The 16,610-nt window shown below is 63.3% G+C and carries 17 protein-coding genes; 1 reads left to right on the top strand and 16 read right to left on the bottom strand.

What is annotated here, in order from left to right; all coding sequences use genetic code 11:
• Window positions 1-158: 158 nt before the first annotated feature.
• On the top strand, window positions 159-1,223 hold the full coding sequence (hemE, locus tag ACQKIK_RS20470) for a uroporphyrinogen decarboxylase (protein WP_200636340.1): 1,065 nt from the start codon (window positions 159-161) through the stop codon (window positions 1,221-1,223).
• A gap of 41 nt (window positions 1,224-1,264) precedes the next feature.
• On the opposite strand, the gene ACQKIK_RS20465 is transcribed toward hemE, so the two are convergent.
• The 16 genes from ACQKIK_RS20465 to ACQKIK_RS20390 all read right to left on the bottom strand — a co-directional run bounded on the left by ACQKIK_RS20465 (window position 1,265) and on the right by ACQKIK_RS20390 (window position 16,577).
• Window positions 1,265-1,558 (bottom strand): hypothetical protein, encoded by a 294-nt coding sequence (locus ACQKIK_RS20465; RefSeq protein WP_499137288.1) that lies wholly within the window; start codon window positions 1,556-1,558, stop codon window positions 1,265-1,267.
• Between the two features lie 137 nt (window positions 1,559-1,695).
• Window positions 1,696-2,136: an excinuclease gene (locus ACQKIK_RS20460; protein WP_319297453.1), complete on the bottom strand. Its 441-nt coding sequence runs from the start codon at window positions 2,134-2,136 to the stop codon at window positions 1,696-1,698.
• A gap of 34 nt (window positions 2,137-2,170) precedes the next feature.
• Window positions 2,171-3,397: a beta-ketoacyl-ACP synthase gene (locus ACQKIK_RS20455; RefSeq protein ID WP_499137287.1), complete on the bottom strand. Its 1,227-nt coding sequence runs from the start codon at window positions 3,395-3,397 to the stop codon at window positions 2,171-2,173.
• Window positions 3,397-4,125, bottom strand: coding sequence for a 3-oxoacyl-ACP reductase FabG (gene fabG, locus ACQKIK_RS20450; protein WP_499137286.1), 729 nt, complete (start codon window positions 4,123-4,125; stop codon window positions 3,397-3,399). Before fabG ends, ACQKIK_RS20455 begins: the two co-directional genes overlap by 1 nt.
• Complete coding sequence (locus ACQKIK_RS20445) at window positions 4,122-4,574, bottom strand: hotdog family protein (protein ID WP_463307569.1); 453 nt, start codon at window positions 4,572-4,574, stop codon at window positions 4,122-4,124. Before ACQKIK_RS20445 ends, fabG begins: the two co-directional genes overlap by 4 nt.
• Window positions 4,571-5,758 (bottom strand): beta-ketoacyl-[acyl-carrier-protein] synthase family protein, encoded by a 1,188-nt coding sequence (locus ACQKIK_RS20440; protein WP_463307570.1) that lies wholly within the window; start codon window positions 5,756-5,758, stop codon window positions 4,571-4,573. The genes ACQKIK_RS20445 and ACQKIK_RS20440 overlap by 4 nt, the downstream gene beginning before the upstream one ends.
• Window positions 5,755-6,282, bottom strand: coding sequence for a DUF3261 domain-containing protein (locus ACQKIK_RS20435; RefSeq protein ID WP_463307571.1), 528 nt, complete (start codon window positions 6,280-6,282; stop codon window positions 5,755-5,757). The genes ACQKIK_RS20440 and ACQKIK_RS20435 overlap by 4 nt, the downstream gene beginning before the upstream one ends.
• Window positions 6,279-7,532 (bottom strand): NAD(P)/FAD-dependent oxidoreductase, encoded by a 1,254-nt coding sequence (locus ACQKIK_RS20430; RefSeq protein WP_463307572.1) that lies wholly within the window; start codon window positions 7,530-7,532, stop codon window positions 6,279-6,281. Before ACQKIK_RS20430 ends, ACQKIK_RS20435 begins: the two co-directional genes overlap by 4 nt.
• A 148-nt stretch (window positions 7,533-7,680) precedes the next feature.
• Entirely contained in the window at window positions 7,681-10,020 is a 2,340-nt protein-coding gene (locus ACQKIK_RS20425; protein WP_463307573.1) for an MMPL family transporter, read from the bottom strand.
• A complete protein-coding gene (locus tag ACQKIK_RS20420; RefSeq protein WP_463307588.1) occupies window positions 10,004-10,570 on the bottom strand; it encodes an outer membrane lipoprotein carrier protein LolA in 567 nt (188 codons plus the stop codon). Before ACQKIK_RS20420 ends, ACQKIK_RS20425 begins: the two co-directional genes overlap by 17 nt.
• Before the next feature lie 50 nt (window positions 10,571-10,620).
• The gene (locus ACQKIK_RS20415; protein WP_064481363.1) at window positions 10,621-11,046 is read right to left on the bottom strand and encodes an acyl-CoA thioesterase; all 426 of its coding nucleotides are present in this window, start codon (window positions 11,044-11,046) and stop codon (window positions 10,621-10,623) included.
• Window positions 11,039-12,577 (bottom strand): HAL/PAL/TAL family ammonia-lyase, encoded by a 1,539-nt coding sequence (locus ACQKIK_RS20410; protein ID WP_463307574.1) that lies wholly within the window; start codon window positions 12,575-12,577, stop codon window positions 11,039-11,041. The genes ACQKIK_RS20415 and ACQKIK_RS20410 overlap by 8 nt, the downstream gene beginning before the upstream one ends.
• Entirely contained in the window at window positions 12,564-13,505 is a 942-nt protein-coding gene (locus ACQKIK_RS20405; RefSeq protein WP_463307575.1) for a lysophospholipid acyltransferase family protein, read from the bottom strand. Before ACQKIK_RS20405 ends, ACQKIK_RS20410 begins: the two co-directional genes overlap by 14 nt.
• Window positions 13,502-14,326: a glycosyltransferase family 2 protein gene (locus ACQKIK_RS20400; protein ID WP_463307576.1), complete on the bottom strand. Its 825-nt coding sequence runs from the start codon at window positions 14,324-14,326 to the stop codon at window positions 13,502-13,504. Before ACQKIK_RS20400 ends, ACQKIK_RS20405 begins: the two co-directional genes overlap by 4 nt.
• Entirely contained in the window at window positions 14,323-16,002 is a 1,680-nt protein-coding gene (locus ACQKIK_RS20395; RefSeq protein WP_499137285.1) for an ApeI family dehydratase, read from the bottom strand. The genes ACQKIK_RS20400 and ACQKIK_RS20395 overlap by 4 nt, the downstream gene beginning before the upstream one ends.
• Window positions 15,999-16,577, bottom strand: a complete 579-nt coding sequence (locus tag ACQKIK_RS20390) for a COG4648 family protein (RefSeq protein WP_499137284.1) — start codon at window positions 16,575-16,577, stop codon at window positions 15,999-16,001. Before ACQKIK_RS20390 ends, ACQKIK_RS20395 begins: the two co-directional genes overlap by 4 nt.
• Between the last annotated feature and the right edge of the window lie 33 nt (window positions 16,578-16,610).

Here is a 16,610-nt window from a genome sequence, read left to right as displayed (position 1 = left end):
ACAGACAGGTCATGCTTCTGTGACCCGCCGATCAGGTCCGCCGCATGCGCCGGAAAGCCTGACCAGAATCAAGGCCATAGATAAAAGGCACGGCGCTCGCCGTGCCTTTTGTTTTCCGCTTTGCGACAATGCCGCCACTTTTCAGCTGGAACCCAGACATGACTGCCTTGAAGAACGACCGCTTTCTCCGCGCACTGCTCAAGCAACCTGTCGACGTCACCCCGGTGTGGATGATGCGTCAGGCCGGCCGCTACCTGCCGGAATACCGGGCCAGCCGCAGCAAGGCGGGCGATTTCATGAGCCTGTGCATGAATCCCGAACTCGCCTGTGAAGTCACCCTTCAGCCGCTTGAGCGTTACCCGCTGGACGCGGCGATCCTGTTCTCCGACATCCTCACTGTGCCGGACGCCATGGGGCTGGGCTTGTACTTCGAGACCGGTGAAGGCCCACGTTTCAAGAAGGTCGTCAGCAACATGGCCGACATTGAGGCGCTGCCGATTACGGATCCAGAGAAAGATCTGGGTTACGTGATGGACGCGGTGCGCACCATTCGTCGCGAGCTCAACGGCCGCGTTCCGTTGATAGGCTTTTCCGGCAGCCCTTGGACGTTGGCGACCTACATGGTCGAAGGCGGCTCCTCGAAGGACTTCCGCAAATCCAAGGCGATGCTCTACGAAAATCCGCAGGCCATGCATGCGCTGCTGGACAAGCTCGCGCAGTCGGTGACGAGCTACCTCAACGGACAGATCCTCGCGGGCGCCCAGGCGGTGCAGATTTTCGATTCCTGGGGTGGCAGCCTTTCCGCCGCGGCCTATCAGGAATTCTCCCTGGCCTACATGCAGAAAATTGTCGATGGGCTGATTCGCGAACATGACGGTCGACGTGTACCGGTCATTCTGTTCACCAAGGGCGGTGGGCTTTGGCTGGAGTCCATGGCGGCGACCGGTGCCGAAGCACTGGGGCTGGACTGGACCTGCGACATCGGCGTCGCGCGTGCACGCGTTGGTGACAAAGTCGCGCTACAGGGCAACATGGACCCGAGCGTGCTGTTCGCAAAGCCTGAGGCGATCCGTGCCGAGGTCGGCCGTATTCTGGGCAGCTTCGGGCAAGGCGAAGGTCACGTGTTCAACCTGGGCCACGGCATTACCCCTGAGGTCGATCCGGCCCACGCCGGTGCGTTTATCGAGGCCGTTCACGAACTCTCGGCGCAATACCACCGCTGATTGATTACGATGAAAAAAGAGCCGCTGTTAGCGGCTCTTTTTTATGGCTGCTGGTAGTGGCCTGGGGTGGTCCCTGGTTCATGCTCGTGAACCAGTTTGGTCACCCGGATATCGGTGATACCGATGACCTCGGCTTGTTCCAGAATCTTGCCCTCGTCAGCCCCGGCCTCTGGTATGACCAGGCTGTTCTCCGCATCGCCATTGTGCAATTCGATCAGATGCCGAGCGGCACTGGCCTGCGACATGCGCTCTTCTTCCGAATCGATGAGATGGTTACGCGGTTCGTTCTGGAAGAGGTAATTGATTTCGAACTTGTGCGTTGACTTGCCAAACATGGGCAGCTCCTTGAAGTGGAAGGGTCTGCGTATGTTGACTCCCCGGTCCAGTTATTCGTTCGGCAACGACGACAGTTGGATGGTCATCGCCCGCGCAGCGCGCCCGGCCCCGTTGTGCGGTCCCGAGCGCCACGGTGTTACTTGACCTTCGCCAAGTTGCCCTTGATTGCCACCCCCGCCATGATTGCGCCGGCATGGCACTCATACTTCTGGCTGTCTTTGTATTCGACGTGCTTGTAGTTGCTGGCGATGTCCACCACCGCATTGGCACCTGCCGCCTTGGCTGCCTGTTGCATGCCGATCAGCGCCGATTGCAGCGCCCAGCTGCAGGCACCTTCGTCGGTCTTGTTGAAGGCGTTGGTTTTCTTGCTGGTGGAAACGTCCCGGCGAATGATTTGGGCACTCTTGGGCGTCTTGCCGGCCAGGTAGAACTTCACGCTGCCGTCGAGTTTGCCGGAGGCGGTTGCCTCGGCCACGACTTGCTCGAACGGCAGGTAATGCGTAGTGTCGCGGGCCTGGCTGATTCCGGGTAATGCACAGAGCACCAGTGCTGCGCCGATCCATGTGTTTTTCTTCATTGCATTCTCCTTGCGGTGTTTTTGGTTGAAGGGGTCAAGCCCAGCGGCGAAATATCAATGAAGTGTTGATGCCGCCGAAGGCGAAGTTGTTGTTCATCACATATTCGTGCTGCATGGTGCGCGGCGCGTCGACGAGGTAGTCCAGTTCACCGCAGCGCGGATCAATGCTGTCCAGATTCAGGGTGTGAATGTAATGGTCGCGGTTCATCATTTCGATACTGAACCAGGACTCCAGCGCGCCGCAGGCACCTAGCGTATGGCCGAGAAAGCTCTTCTGCGAGCTGATTGGCATGCGGCTGCCGAACAGCGATTGAGTCGCCAGGGTTTCAGCAATGTCGCCCTGTTCGGTCGCGGTGCCGTGGCCATTGACGTAGCCGATAGCCTCGGGCGGCAGTCCGGCATCCTGGAGGGCCAGCTGCATGGCGCGGCACATGGTCAGTTGTTCCGGCTTAGTGGCGTGTTGGCCGTCGGCATTGCTGCCAAAACCGATCAATTCGGCGTGAATGGTGGCGCCCCTGGCCAGGGCGTGCTCGAGCTCTTCCAACACCAACATGCCAGCACCTTCGCCGATCACCAGGCCGTCGCGACCGGCGTCATAGGGGCGTGGAGAAGTATCGGGTGCGTCGTTTTTCAGGCTAGTGGCATACAGCGCATCGAAGACCATGGCTTCGGTGGCACAAAGCTCCTCGGCACCGCCAGCAAGCATCATCGGCAAGCGGCCGAACTTGATCGCCTCATAGGCGTAGCCAATGCCTTGGCTGCCGCTGGTGCAGGCACTGGATGTGGGAATCACGCGGCCAGTGAGGCCGAAGAAGATGCTGATATTGGCTGCCGTGGTGTGCGGCATCATGCGGATGTAGGAGTTGGCGTTCAGCCCGTCGGCCACCGAGTTGAGCAGCATGTTGCCGAAGGCCTTGATCTCCTCGGTACTGCCGGTAGATGAGCCGCAGGCAACGCCCATGCGTCCGTCGCGGATTGATGAATCATCGAGCAGGCCCGCATGAGCCAGGGCCTGTTCGGCGGCCTTTACCGACAACCGCGACACCCGACCCATGCTGCGCAACTGCTTGCGCGTCCAGTGTTTAGGGACCGCGAAGTCATCCACCGGTCCTGCCAGTCGGGTGTTGAGCTCGGTGAACCGGTCCCACTCGGGCATGTAGCGAATGCCGCTGCGGTTGCTGCTGAAGTGAGCCTCGATGCTGGCCCAGTCGCTGCCCAGTGAGGTGATGCCGGCCATGCCAGTGACGACGACGCGCTTCATCAGCACAACCCGCCATTGACGGCGAGTACTTGCCGGGTGATGTAGCTGGCCTCGTCCGACATCAGGAAGTTGACCGCACCGGCGACTTCTTCAGGCGTGCCCATGCGCTGTGCTGGAATCATCTTGAGCATCTCCTCGATGGGCAGGTTGTCGTCGAGCATGTCGGTATCGATCAGCCCGGGTGCGACGCAGTTAACGGTGATGCGTCGTTTACCGAGTTCCACAGCCAGAGCCTTCGCCGCGCCGATCACGCCGGCCTTTGACGCGCTGTAGTTGACCTGGCCGCGGTTGCCGATCAGCCCCGACACCGAGGTAATGCAGACGATTCGCCCAGGCTGGCGGCGACGTATCATCGGCATGGTCAGTGGCTGCAGGACATTGTAGAAACCGTCCAGGTTGGTGCGCATGACCAGATCCCAGTCGTCCTCGGTCAGGGCGGGAAAGGCGCCGTCGCGGGTCAGCCCGGCGTTGCACACCACGCCGTAGTAGGCGCCATGGGTTTCGACATCGGCTTCAAGCTGTTCACGACATTGTGCGCGATCTGCCACGTCAAACTGCAGAATCCGCGCCGCGCGGCCCATCTCCTGGATCTGCGTCTGGACGGTTTCCGCCTCGTCCCGCCGCGCGCGGCAATGCAGGACGATGTCGTGACCACTTTGTGCCAAGCGCAACGCAATGGCGCGGCCGATGCCGCGACTGGAACCGGTGACGAGAATGCTGTTACTCATGGGGAAGGCTCTTGCAGATAGCTCGCCACTTCGGGCGGGCGGTACACGTTGAGGCGCGCCTCGGCATGGATGCCGGGCCCGTCGAGATGGCATTCGAACACGCCCATGCCGTTGTCATCCTGCAGCGAACGCAGCGCATGGATGCGTAACCGGCTACCGGCTGGGAAGTGCTCTACATTGCATTGGAAGCGGCGGGTGCCCAGTAAAAAGCCCAGTTCCACTGGTTGTCCGGCCTGGCGCGCCTGGCAGCCAGCAAAGGCGGCGACCGTCTGCGCCATTATCTCGATGCCAGCCCAGGCCGGCAGGCTGCCGTCGGGCGAATTGAGCAGGCCGCCAGGCTTCACCTGCAATTGCGCGGTAATGCTATCCGCATCGAATGATTCGACGGCGTCGAGCAGGATCATGTCTCCCGCATGAGGCAGTAGTCCAGCTACTGGCCAATCAATCATGGCGCATCTCCCAGGATCAGGCTGATGTTATTGCCACCAAAAGCAAAGGAGTTGCTCATCGTTCGCCGCTGCCCGGCCGCTGTCGCTTGGGTGCCGGGTGCAACCAGATTCAACCATGGCAGGTCGGCGTCTTGCTCGCCGTCCCAGCGATGCGGCGACAGCTGCTGTGCAGGGTTATGGTCGGATAGGGTCAGCCAGCAGAACGCCGCTTCCAGCGCTCCGGCGGCACCCAGGGTATGGCCGGTGAGCGGTTTGGTGGATGAGCAGGGCACGCCGGCTGGAAACACCGCAGCCACAGCCAGGCTTTCCATCGCATCGTTGTGTCGCGTAGCGGTGCCGTGCAGGTTCAGGTAGCTGATCTGCTCGGCGAGAACTGCGGCGCTGCGCAATGCTTTGCCCATCGACTCTATCGCGCCTAGCCCCTGCGGGTCGGGGGCCGAGATGTGGTGCGCATCGGAACTGGCGCCGCCGCCTAGCAGGGCAATCGGGGCGCGTTCACGGGTCATCAGGAACACAGCCGCCGCTTCGCCAATATTGATGCCGTCTCGGTTGACCGAGAACGGATTGCAGACATGGGCGCTGGTCGCCTCCAGCGAACTGAAACCGCGAAGGGTCAGGTCACACAGCGAATCCACCCCGCCACAGATCACTGCATCGCAGACGCCCGCATCCAGCAGTCGTTTGGCACTGAGCAGTGCGCGTGCACTCGACGTACACGCCGTGGATATCGCGTAGCTCGGGCCGCTGAGCTGCAGTCGCTCACTGATGAAGCTGGCCGGTGCACAAAGCTCTTGATGGGTGTAGTGATAGCTGGACGGCAATTGGCCGTCACGTACCAGACGGGCTATTCCCTGGGTCGCCTCCTGAATGCCGGAAGTGCTCGTCCCCATGACCACGCCGACACGGCTTGGGCCGAAGCGGGAAATTGCTTCATCCACTTCGCATTTGATTTCGTCCAGAGCAGCCAACAGCAGCTGGTTGTTGCGGGTGGCGTGCTGCAGCGGCGCATCGGCGAGCGAGGGTAGCTCGCCAGTGACGGCGCCGACCGGCAGACGGCGCCCGGCAATCATCTGGGGATGCGGCTGCATACCTGAGCTGTCGCCTGCCAGCAGGCGGCGTGCGACTTCAGCCTTGCCGCGCCCCAGGGCGCAAATCAGCCCGAGTGCATTGAGGTAGGCAGTCATTGTTGGCGGGCTCCGGCTGGCGCGATAGGCGCGACACGATAGGTCAGCGTCGGTTCGACGTCGAGTTCGAAGCCGCCATTTTTCTCATAGCGAACGTGCCAGGCCGAGGTATCGTCTGCCAGCGACCGGCCGTTTTGCTGAAGTGCCCAAGGCTTACCAGCATAGAGCTCGTCCAGCTGCTCAGCGGGGCTGAGTGCGAATAGCAAGGCGGCAAACAGCGCACGCGCTTCGGCGTTGGGCGGCAGCAGCCCATCGGCCTGCCAGCGTCCATCAAGGAGTAGCTGGCGCGCCAGCGGTACGCCCAGTGGGTTGAACAGCGACCAACGCAATGCAGCCCCTTCTTGCTGAATCACCAATAGCCAATCGTCGGTTTCGCCCTGCTCGTAACGCTGGACATGCAACTGCATCGGCAGCGACAGCCGTGGCGCCTGGCTCGGCAAGGGCTGTTGCTGCGCGCAGGCGCCGAGCAACAGCAGCAGCGGTAGCCAGATCAGACGTGACAGCTTGTGTTTCATCGAAATCATGCAGGCGCCGGAGTGGCGCAGAGCTCGGCCAATACGCGCAAGCGGCGTCTGGGCTCGGCGACGTAGGGGTTGCTATTGTCCCAGGCGTAACCGGCGAGGATCGAGCAGATCATGCGGCGAATCTCCGGCTGGGCGCGTTCGTAGTAGATCACGTCCTGAAAGCTGCCGTCGTACCAGCCCTCGACATAGGCGCGGAAGGTATCCACGCCCCGCTTCAGAGGGGTCGAGAATTCGCCTTCCCAGTCCACGGTCTCGCCGTTCAGCTGCCGGTGCAGTACCGCAGCCGCCATGCTTGCCGAGCGCATCGCAATGGTGACCCCGGACGAAAACACTGGGTCGAGAAACTCGGCCGCATTGCCCAGAAGCGCAAAGCCGCGGCCGTGCAGCGCTTTGACGTTTGCCGAGTATCCGTTGATCAGGCGTGCCGGCGTGTCCCATTCAGCGCGCTTGAGGATGCGCTGCAGGTTGGGGGCCTCCATGACGAACGCCTTGAGACAGGCGTCCAGATCCAGCGGGCGTCCTGCGTAACGTTCCGCACTGGCGACGACGCCCAGAGAGCAGCGGCCGTCGCTGAAGGGGATGGTCCAGAACCATACATCGCGCCATTCAGGGTGGGTGGTGATGAGGATTTTGTTGCGGTCGAAATGCGGATCGTCAATGTTGTCCCTGATGTGAGTGAACACCGCACGGCGCAGCGGAAAGCTCGACGGCGCTTCCAGATCGAGCAAGCGCGGCAGCACCCGGCCGTAGCCGCTGGCGTCGAGGACAAAGTCGGCGTGCAGCGCATATTCGCTACCGTCGAGGCGGCGGACCTGCAAATACGGGTGCGGGCCGTCGAAATCCGCGGCGGTAATCTCCTCTTCGTAACGAATCTCTACGCCTTGCAGAGCGGCCTGATCGGCCAACAGCTGGTCGAAATCCGCGCGCTGCACCTGATAGGTGCTGCCGTGGCCTTCGGTGAATTTGTCGCGGAAATCGAACTCGGTGTAGCGGTCACCGCAACCGAACGCCGCGCCATGTTTGATCTGGAAACCGGCGGCCTGTACCGCTTCGAGCATGCCGGCTTCCTCGATGAAATCCAGGCAATGCGAGAGCAGGCTCTCTCCGATTGAAAAGCGTGGAAACCGCTGTCGTTCGATGATCAGCACGTCATGCCCCTGACGCTTGAGCAGGGCAGCGGCGATGGCCCCAGAAGGCCCCGCGCCAATAACGACGACGCTACGTTTTTCTGAATGCGAGGAAGCCTTCATGTATTCGACTCGACAAGGGTGGCGGATGCCGGTTGTTGCCGGCGGGTTGGATAAGACAGGTCGTTATTCGGGCGATTGCCTTGGTCTGGTCGCGTTGGAAACTCAGCCAAGGTCCGCCATGGCCATAACCAGGCGTTACGCTGGGCAGTCAAGATGCTGGCTCTTCGGTGGTTTTTGCCGCCCAAGGCGCGAGCAGAAACGCAAATACCAGACCGATGCCCACCGCCAGGCCAAAGTTGCTCACAGCCGGTGTGCTCGACAAGGCCAGGAGGCCGAACGATAGCCAGGTCGTGACGGCCGCGAGTAGCGTGCCGACCAGGCTCACCGCAGCGCCACCGATCCGCTCACGCATGAGAATCGCGTAGTCCACCCCGATTGCCGTGACCAATAACAGGCCGAACAGGCCAAACAGGGTCAATGGCTGGCCCAGCCAACCGAGGCAGGCAAGGCTGCCAAGCGCTGCAAGTAGCGGAACAGCCAGGCAGCGCAGGGCGCCGCTCCAGCCGAACGGCAGGCACAGCAGAGCCAGGATAACGACAGCGGCAAACATCTTGAGCAGGGCCGCCTGGCGCTGGGTCTCGGCAAATAAGCGATTCAGCTCTGCGGGCCGGTCGATGAGGCTGACCCCGTCAATACCATCTGCCAGGCCGTGCAGCGCCGAACTGTCGCGCAGTCCTTGCAGGCTGATCAGGCCAGCAACCGTGCCGTCGCTCCGCGTGCCCAGCCAAAGCGGGCGCCACGGTTCGGCAATCGGTCCTGCCAACACCTGATCCAGACCTGTCACTGGTTTCGCCTGCAGAGCGGCAAGTTCCTTTTCGAGTGCCCCAGCAGTCATGCCAAGCGCCAGCAGTGGCTGGCTGTATTCCAGCAGGCGCGGCAGGGCGAGATGCAGGCTTTCCTGGGCGACGGTCGTGGCCGCCAACTGGCTCAGAGCTAAATAACCGCGCAGCTTCTGCTCCGCCACCAGCTCGTCAAGGCGGGTGCCGAGCGCTTCCTGGCGCTCCAGCAACTCGTCAGCCGTCTGCGCGCGAACCAGGAAATACTGGCTGGTCGGCTCGAAGCCAGTGATCTGGCCGATGCGCTCGGCTTGTTGTTGCAGCGCCGGCGCTCGGCTGACCCATTGGCGCAGGTCATCCTTGAACGACACCTGACTGATGCCGGCCAGGCAGAACACCACGAAGCCGGCCAGCAGCCAGCTCGACGGCAGCCGACCGAGCAACCGTTGACGCAGGGCCAAGGCGCGTTCAGCCCAGCTCAGCGGGGCCGCCCACGGCTGCAGTGGCACGTTCACCAACGAGGGGAGCAGGCAGGTCGCGCAGGCGAAGGCGCCCAGAAGCCCGGCGGCAGAAAAGACGGCGACCTGGCTCAGCGCCGGAAACGGGGTAAACGCCATGGCTAGATAGCCGATGACATTGGTCGCCAGCGCCAGGGCCAGGCCGGGCAGTGTCAAGCGTAATGCCCGAAATGCCTGCCAGGGCTGCAACGTCCAGCTTTTGGACAAGTAATGCAGCGGGAAATCGATGCTGACACCGACCAAGCTGGCCCCTAGAACGAGGGTCAGCACATGGATCTGACCGAACAGTGCAACGCAGGCCGCGGCGCCGCTGAGCGCCCCGACCAGCACCGGCAACGCGACCAGCAGGACGCGCGATGTACGAAACAGCAGATGGAGCAAGGCGAGCGTGGCGACGAGCGAGACGCTGCCGATAAGGCTCGCTTCCTCACGCGCCTGGCGCTGCCCGTACGCCGCATGCAGCACGCCGCCAGCCGCGAGCAGTTCGCCCTGCTGGGACTCGACCCGGTGGCGAGCGGCACGGACCTGATCGTCGACCAGGAGTGGCAGCTTGTCATCAAAGGCGTCGCCGTGGATTTGCGCATGGATCACGGCCCAACGCTGGCCGTCATGTTCGGCCAGCAATGCGCCATCGAGGCGCGGATGGATATTGCCCGGATGCGGGAGCCGACGCTGCGCCAGGTCGGCCAAGCCGAACCAGTCTTCTTCGACCGGCACGAGGCTGGTGCTTTCGAACGGGCTGAACAGGCGCTGCAGACGTTGTTGAATGAAGTCTTCGGGTGAGGCGATCAGGGCTTCGCGGCTGGCCCGGTCGAGCAATACCAGTCGTTGATCCAGCAACTGCTGGCGCATCGCTGGCAAATCGGCCTGCACAGAGCGGCGAACCTGTGCGAACAGGCCGCTGGCCTTGAGGTTGCCAGCGACCTCCTGGGCCAGCGCGACGGCCGTGTCTTCGTCTTCATGCTGAACCAGCAGCATCAGGTCGCGATTGAGCGGGGCCTGCACGCGCTGCTCGGCGAGTTGCTCCAGTTCCCCTGGCGCGCCGCTGGGCAGCAACTGCAGCAGGTTGGCGCTGATCGGCGGGCCATTGCGCCATTGCCATGCGGTCAACGCGACCAGTCCGAGTAGCGCCAAAAAGAATAGCGAGGAGAGCCAGGCCGGCAGCCTGAGCGCGTGATCAGTCGGCGAGGTCATGGTGTTCGCCGGGGCTCAACTGATCGTCGATCTGAATGTCAGTCAGCGTTAGCAGAGTGCTGTCGCCCTGGGCTTCGACCAGCTCGATACGCTCGGCGGTGGCACCCCCCTGAATCAGAATGGTGGAGAAGATCTGTGCAAGCAGTCGGGAGCGCGGCGTCAGAGTCAGCGCCCAGGCCTGCGCAGTTCCCGTCAGTTGCAGTTCAAAATCGCGCTGCAGGGCTTCGGTATCGCCCTGCAGTACGGCTAGAAAAAGCTCGTTCTGTCGCGCCGCAGGCCCTTGTTGACTGGTCTGCTTCCAGCCGTTTGGCGTGCGTCGGGCAATGCCGGCGGCGCTGATGCGGTAATCCTGTTGCACCGGATCTTGCAGGAACCACAGCAGCCCCCTGTCGCGCGCCAGGACGAAGGTGCCCACGCTGACCAGCGGTTGGGGCAGTGCGCGCAGGTATTTCTCCTGGGTGAAGGTGCCACGAACCACCGTGGGTTCGCGCAACTGCAGGCTGAGTTGGACCAAATCGAAGGCGTTGGCGCGGGATGTTGGCGCCAACATCAGGCTCAGCGCGACCAGCAAGGCCCAGCAAGGGCTGTTGAATAAACGCTTCACAGCAGCGCGCGCTCCACGGCTTCGACCAGCACCTTCGGCGAAGCCAGCAGCATTTCGCGGCTGGCGATCTCCACGGCAACTTGAACGGTGCTGCCGCGCGTCATGCGCTCACCGGTTTCTGCGTCGCTGATCAGGTAGTTGATCTTCAGGCGGTTCTCCCACTCGACCAGATCGGCGCGAACAACGATGCGCTGATTGAAACGGGCGCCGCGCATGTAGCGCAGCTGTACGTCGATGATCGGCCAGGCGTAGCCGGCTTCTCTCATCTGCACATAGTTGTGGCCAATACGGTCGAGCAGGGCGCAGCGCGCCATTTCGAAATACTTGACGTAATGGCCGTGCCAGACGATGTCCATGGAGTCGACGTCGAAGAAGGGCACCAGCACTTCGACTTCTGCCTGCAGTACGCCGCCCTTACGCATACAGCCCCCAGTGCTGCGCACGAATTCGCTCGAGGCAAAGGCGCAGTTCGCCTTCCAGCGCACGGTCTTCGATCAGCGGTGGGAAGTCTTCGCCAAGCGCTTCGTGCATCAGCGATAGCGGTGCCGGTAGCGGCCGCGAGCCCTGCTGACGTTGACGCAGCCAGACGCCCTGGTTCGCGGCGATCAGCGTGGCGGCGGCGACCTGCTCGGTCAGTTCCAGGCTGCGCAATGCGTCGCGTGCGGCAATGGTGCCCATGCTCACCTTGTCCTGGTTGTGACACTCGGTCGATCGCGAAAAAACGCTGGCCGGCATGCTGTTCTTCAGGGCTTCCGCGGTCCAGGCGCTGGCGCCGATCTGCACGGCTTTGAAGCCATGGTTGATCATCGCTGTGGCTTCGGGGGCGCCGGACAGGTTGCTCGGCAAGCCGTGGTTGTAACGAGTATCGACCAGCAACGCGAGCTGCCGGTCGAGCAGGTCTGCGACGTTGGCGACGAGATTCTTCAAACTGTCCATGGCGAAGGCGATATGTCCGCCATAGAAATGCCCACCATGCAGCACCCGCTCGTTTTCCGCGTCGATGATCGGGTTGTCGTTTGCGCTATTCAGTTCGGTTTCGATGAACTGCCGCAGCAGGCCCAGGCTGTCGGCGAGCACACCGAGCACGTGCGGGGCGCAGCGCAGCGAGTAACGGTCCTGCAGGCGATGCAGCGGCGCCGCCGGCGCCTCGATGGCCAAGTCCTGACGAATCCAGGCGGCCACCTGCATTTGCCCAGGGTGCGGCTTGGCAGCGAACAGGCGCTCGTCGAAATGTTCCGGATTGCCTTCCAGTGCGATGACGTTGAGCGCGGTGATCCGGGTCGCCAGTTTCAGCAGGTAATCGGCGCGGGCATAGGCCAGACAGGCCAGGCCGGTCATCACTGCGGTGCCGTTCATCAGCGCCAGGGCCTCCTTGGGACGCAGCGTCAATGGCGTCCAGCCAAGCTGGCGGTGTACCTCGGCGGCGCTGCGGCGTTCCCCCCGATACATCACCTCTCGCTCGCCAGCCAGGGTCGCCGCGACATAGGACAGCGGCGTGAGGTCACCGCTGGCGCCGACCGAGCCTTCTTCGGGGATCAATGGCAGCACGTCATGCTCAAGGAACGCCTGCATGCGCTCGAGCAACTCGATGCGTACCCCAGACATGCCGTGCGTCAGCGAACGCAGGCGGGCGGCCAGGACCGCGCGCGTGGCTTCCGCGTCGAGCAGCTTGCCCAGGCCGCAGCCGTGAAAGGTGAACAGATGCTGCGGCAGGGCTTCGACCTGGTGCAGCGGCACCGCCACCACGCAGGAATCGCCATAGCCGGTGGTCACGCCGTAGATCACACCTTCGCGGTCGAGGAGGGTGTCGAGAAACTGTGCACCGCGGGCGATCCGTTCGCGGAACGCCGCGTCGGACTGCAGCCGGGCGGGCGCACGGCTCTGGGCCACGGCCAGCAGGTCCTCGATGCGCAGGTGGTTTTCGCCAAAGATGACGGGCTCAGCGTTGTTCATGGGTGTCCCAGAAAGGGTAGAAGTTGAACCATTGCAAGGGTGCCTCCAGGCAGCGTGCCGCCAGTCGATCCGCGTAGCGCTGCACCCAGCGCTGCACGACGGCATCGCGTTCGCCTCGGCGCCATTCGATGCAGTCGGCGAAGGGCTCCAGATGGACATGAAATTGCTCGCCCTGTTTCAGGCAGAACAACAGATTTGCCGGACATTGCAGCAACCCGGCCAATAGCCAGGGGCCCTGTGGAAAAGCGGCCTGCTGTCCTAGAAAGTCGGCGGTGGCAATGCGCGCGCCCTGTAGCGGTACCCGGTCACCGGCGATGGCCAGCCATTCGCCTTGGTCCAGCCGGTGGGACAACTCCATCATGATCGCCGGGTCGAGCTCACTGACCTGGATCAGCCGCAAGTTGTTCGCGCCGGACTCGTTCAGTAGCCGGTTGAATTGTTCGGCGTGGCGGGTATGTACCAGAACGTTCATTCTGACCTTGCGGCCCATTTCTGCCAGGGCTCGGCAGATCTCCAGATTGCCCAGGTGCGAGCCGACCAGCAGCTGGCCACGCGGCGCCTTGAGGTCAGCGTGCAGGTTGGCGCTGTCATGCAGCACCAGTCGATCCAGCCTCAGGCGTCCACCCCAGACATCGAGCTTGTCCAGCAAGGCATCGGCGAAGGCCATGAACTGGCGATAGACCGAGTGCCAGTTGGGCGCCAGATCGGCGCGGCCGCTGTACGCGGCGAGGTTCTGTTGGTAACGCCAGGCGCTCTGCCGTGCGCTGCGGTTGAACAGGTAGAAATACAGCACGATTAGGTACAGCAGCGGTGCCATGGCACGTCGGCCAAGCAGGCGCACGGCCCAAGCCGTTAGCTTCATCAAGGCAAAGCTGCCCCGCTCGCGGTGCGCGGCCCAATGCGAACCGGCTGCGGCCTTGTCGCTCATCCCCACCACCGACGCCAGAGCAGTGCGGGCGCCCGCATGAGCATGCCGCCGAACAGCCGTGCGTGCATTGACGAGATCAGCAGGTTGTCGCGCCACAGACGGAAGTGCGAAACCCCATCGGCCGGGTAGTGCACCCGCGTCGGAAGCCAGACCATCGGCTGCTGTCGCCAGTGCAGGCGAACCAGGATTTCGGTGTCGAAGTCCATGCGCTGACCCAACGTCATCGCGTCGAGCAGGGCCAGGGTGGGGGGCAGCGGATAGACGCGAAAGCCGCACATGGAGTCGCGGATCGACAAGGACAGGGTGTTGATCCAGACCCAGACATGGGTCAGGTAACGGCCATAAAGACGCCCCTTCGGCACGCTCGAGTCGTACTGGGGATAACCGCAGATCAGTGCATCCGGCGCCTGGCTGGCACGGTCGAGAAACAGCGCCACGCAGCCCAGGTCATGCTGGCCGTCGGCATCCACCTGCAGTGCATGGCTGAATCCCAGGCGCGACGCCTCGCGCAGGCCGGATGCGACCGCCGCGCCTTTGCCCTGATTGCGGCGGTGGCGGAGCAGGTGCACTGAGGGATGTTCTGCCAACTGATCGATAACCGCCGCCGCTGCCGGGCTGGAGCCATCATCAACGAGCACGCACTGCAAGTCTTCGGCGAGCAATGCACGAACGACGCCGGGCAGGCTGGCCTCGTGGTTGTACACCGGCACCACCGCACAGGGCTTGAACCAGTCTTCGTCAATCACTAGCGACAACTGTTGAGGGCTGTCCTTAACGGGCACGGTCGCCATCGCAGGCTCAAGCGGGGTAAGCATGGTCACAGCGGATCTCCCAGCAGAATGCGGCCGGACGAGCAGGGTGCGTCGCCGTTGCGGTATGCGAAGTGCAGCTTGCTGCGCTCGCGGTCGAAGCGCAGCGTCAGACTCAACTGGTCACCCGGACGGGCGAGCTGTTGGAACTTGAGCACTTCCATGCCTTGAAAGCTCGGTGGCAGGTCGGCGATCAGCTCGCGGGCGAGGCCGATGGCCCAGTCGATCTGCACCACGCCGGGCAGAACCGGGGTCTGCGGGAAATGCCCGGTGAAGTGCGCGAGGTCCAGCGGGACGGCCAACTGCAGCTGCCACTGGTCTTCTTCTTGGGAAGCGCTGAGTCGCTCCGGCTGCAGCGGGCGCGGCGCCTGTAACAGCGCGTCGAGTTGTGCCTGCGCGAGCTTGCCCTGGCTGTTGCAGGGCAGCTGGGCGACCAGCCTCCAGCGGCGCGGTAAGGCTAGCGCTTCGCAGTGGTTTGCCAAGTGCTTACGCAACGTCTCGGTCAATGCGCGTCGACCCCCGTTGCGCAGCGCATGCAGGCCGGCTTCGCTCAGTGCGACCAGCGCCGCGAGGTAGGCGCGATTGTCATTGATCACCCCCAGCCGCGCGTCACTGACGAAAGGGTGAGCGGCCAACGCTGTTTCGAGCATCGGCAGAGCAATGCGTTTCTCTTCCAGCTTGACGATGCGATCCAGTCGGCCGAGCAGCTCGAAGCGTCCATCTGCTTCGATGCGCGCCGCATCGGCGGTTTGCTCGACGTGGCCTGGAGGTAGGCAAGGCGATGCGATGCGCAGCGCTCCATGATCGTCCTGGCTCAACTGCACGCCGGCGAAGGGCTGCCACAGGGCGCCGCCTTGGCGCCAGGCAATGCCACCGGTCTCGGAGCTGCCGTAGATCTCGGTCGGTAGCTGACCCAGGCGCTGCTGCAGTCGCTGCCCTGCCACGACATCCAGGGCTCCTCCCGAGGAAAAGACCCGGCGCACGCTGCGCAAAGCCGGCCAGTCGAGGTTGTCCCCCATCCGCTTGAGCAACGCCGGGCTGGCCACCCAGCAGAAGCGCGGATGCTGACGGCTGGCCAGCTGCAGGTCTTCGGAAAAGGGTTGCGCGCGGCGCAGAAAGGGACGGCCGGCGCACAACGGCCAGAGCACGCGGAACAGCAGTCCATAGATGTGCTGCGCGGCGACGCTGGCAATCACGCAGGCGTCGCTGAGTTCGGCGCCCCAGCAGGCTTCGAGTGTTTCCACTTCGTTTGCCAGCTGGCGCAGGCGTTTGTCGATCAGTTTCGGCTCGCCACTGGAGCCGGAGGTGCAGAGCAGCAGTCGGCACTGGTCCAGATCCAGCTTCGCCCCTTCGAGCGGCTCGGCAAACAGCTCCGAGAGATGAGCATCGCCGTCCTGGTCGGTCAGCCAGAGGTCGGCCTGGTGGGCCAGTCGCGCTCGGCTGGCGGGCTGCAGGTCGGCGGGTAGCAATACAGTTACGCCGGCTCGCCAGGCGCCGAGCAAGGCAATCGCCAGCTCGCCGGCGTCCTCCAGATGCACTGCGAGCCTGGCGACGCCGCGGTTACGCAGCCCGGCAGCCACACGCAGCGCTCGTTGGCGCAGCTCGGCATGCTCCAGGACGGGATCGAGCGTGACCGGCCGCGACGTGGGCGTCTGGTCGAGCAGATGTTCGAGGGGAATCCAGTTCATGTAACGTTCCTGACGCGCTGGCGTATCAACCACTCACCGGCAAATAACAGTCCCATCAGCAGATAGGCGATCAATCCGGTGTAAAGAGTCCACCAGCTCAGCGGCGCCCAGAGCGCGAGTGCGCTGGCGATACCGGCGTTGACGATGAAATAGCCCACCCAGACCCAGGTCACCTGCCGCGTATAGCGCACCGCCGCGGGTGGGAGCTCGGGTTCGCTTAGCCGCGCGAGGCGTTCGATGATCGGCATGCCGGAGTAGAGGCTGCCGGCAAACAGGCCAAGCAGCGCCAGGCTGATCAGTACGGGATACCAGCGTAACAACGCCGGCTCGTCAGCCAGCCCCAGCAACAGGCAGAACAGCAGCGCGGTCGCTGCCACCGTATTGCTCAGCGGTGTCTGCTTGCCACTGCATAGGCGAGCCAGCCAGAGCGCGCCGAGCAGCAGCGCAAAGAGCCGAGGCGACAGCTGCTCCAGGCCCACATACACAACGAACGGGTAGGCGAGGCCGGCCAGCAACAGGGCGAGGCCTGTTAGCCGACTGGCGTTCGCAGTGCCTGTTCGAGCGGGTGTCTGCATCGTGCCGTCCGTTTGCGCATGGGAGCTTGATCC

It is taken from the genome of Pseudomonas sp. NPDC047961, assembly GCF_050272435.1.
GTDB lineage: Bacteria > Pseudomonadota > Gammaproteobacteria > Pseudomonadales > Pseudomonadaceae > Stutzerimonas.
The sequence above is the reverse complement of the archived record's forward strand: the minus strand, read 5'-3'. Positions and strand labels throughout refer to the sequence as shown.

Coding starts and splice junctions, on each gene's coding strand:
- ACQKIK_RS20395 (WP_499137285.1), bottom strand. CDS start 16,002: ATGAACTGGATTCCCCTCGAACATCTGCTCGACCAGACGCCCACGTCG.
- ACQKIK_RS20415 (WP_064481363.1), bottom strand. CDS start 11,046: ATGCGTAAGGGCGGCGTACTGCAGGCAGAAGTCGAAGTGCTGGTGCCC.
- ACQKIK_RS20435 (WP_463307571.1), bottom strand. CDS start 6,282: ATGATTTCGATGAAACACAAGCTGTCACGTCTGATCTGGCTACCGCTG.
- ACQKIK_RS20445 (WP_463307569.1), bottom strand. CDS start 4,574: ATGATTGATTGGCCAGTAGCTGGACTACTGCCTCATGCGGGAGACATG.
- ACQKIK_RS20410 (WP_463307574.1), bottom strand. CDS start 12,577: ATGAACAACGCTGAGCCCGTCATCTTTGGCGAAAACCACCTGCGCATC.
- ACQKIK_RS20420 (WP_463307588.1), bottom strand. CDS start 10,570: ATGTTGGCGCCAACATCCCGCGCCAACGCCTTCGATTTGGTCCAACTC.
- ACQKIK_RS20405 (WP_463307575.1), bottom strand. CDS start 13,505: ATGAGCGACAAGGCCGCAGCCGGTTCGCATTGGGCCGCGCACCGCGAG.
- ACQKIK_RS20430 (WP_463307572.1), bottom strand. CDS start 7,532: ATGAAGGCTTCCTCGCATTCAGAAAAACGTAGCGTCGTCGTTATTGGC.
- ACQKIK_RS20390 (WP_499137284.1), bottom strand. CDS start 16,577: ATGCAGACACCCGCTCGAACAGGCACTGCGAACGCCAGTCGGCTAACA.
- ACQKIK_RS20465 (WP_499137288.1), bottom strand. CDS start 1,558: ATGTTTGGCAAGTCAACGCACAAGTTCGAAATCAATTACCTCTTCCAG.
- fabG (WP_499137286.1), bottom strand. CDS start 4,125: ATGAGTAACAGCATTCTCGTCACCGGTTCCAGTCGCGGCATCGGCCGC.
- hemE (WP_200636340.1), top strand. CDS start 159: ATGACTGCCTTGAAGAACGACCGCTTTCTCCGCGCACTGCTCAAGCAA.
- ACQKIK_RS20455 (WP_499137287.1), bottom strand. CDS start 3,397: ATGAAGCGCGTCGTCGTCACTGGCATGGCCGGCATCACCTCACTGGGC.
- ACQKIK_RS20440 (WP_463307570.1), bottom strand. CDS start 5,758: ATGACTGCCTACCTCAATGCACTCGGGCTGATTTGCGCCCTGGGGCGC.
- ACQKIK_RS20425 (WP_463307573.1), bottom strand. CDS start 10,020: ATGACCTCGCCGACTGATCACGCGCTCAGGCTGCCGGCCTGGCTCTCC.
- ACQKIK_RS20460 (WP_319297453.1), bottom strand. CDS start 2,136: ATGAAGAAAAACACATGGATCGGCGCAGCACTGGTGCTCTGTGCATTA.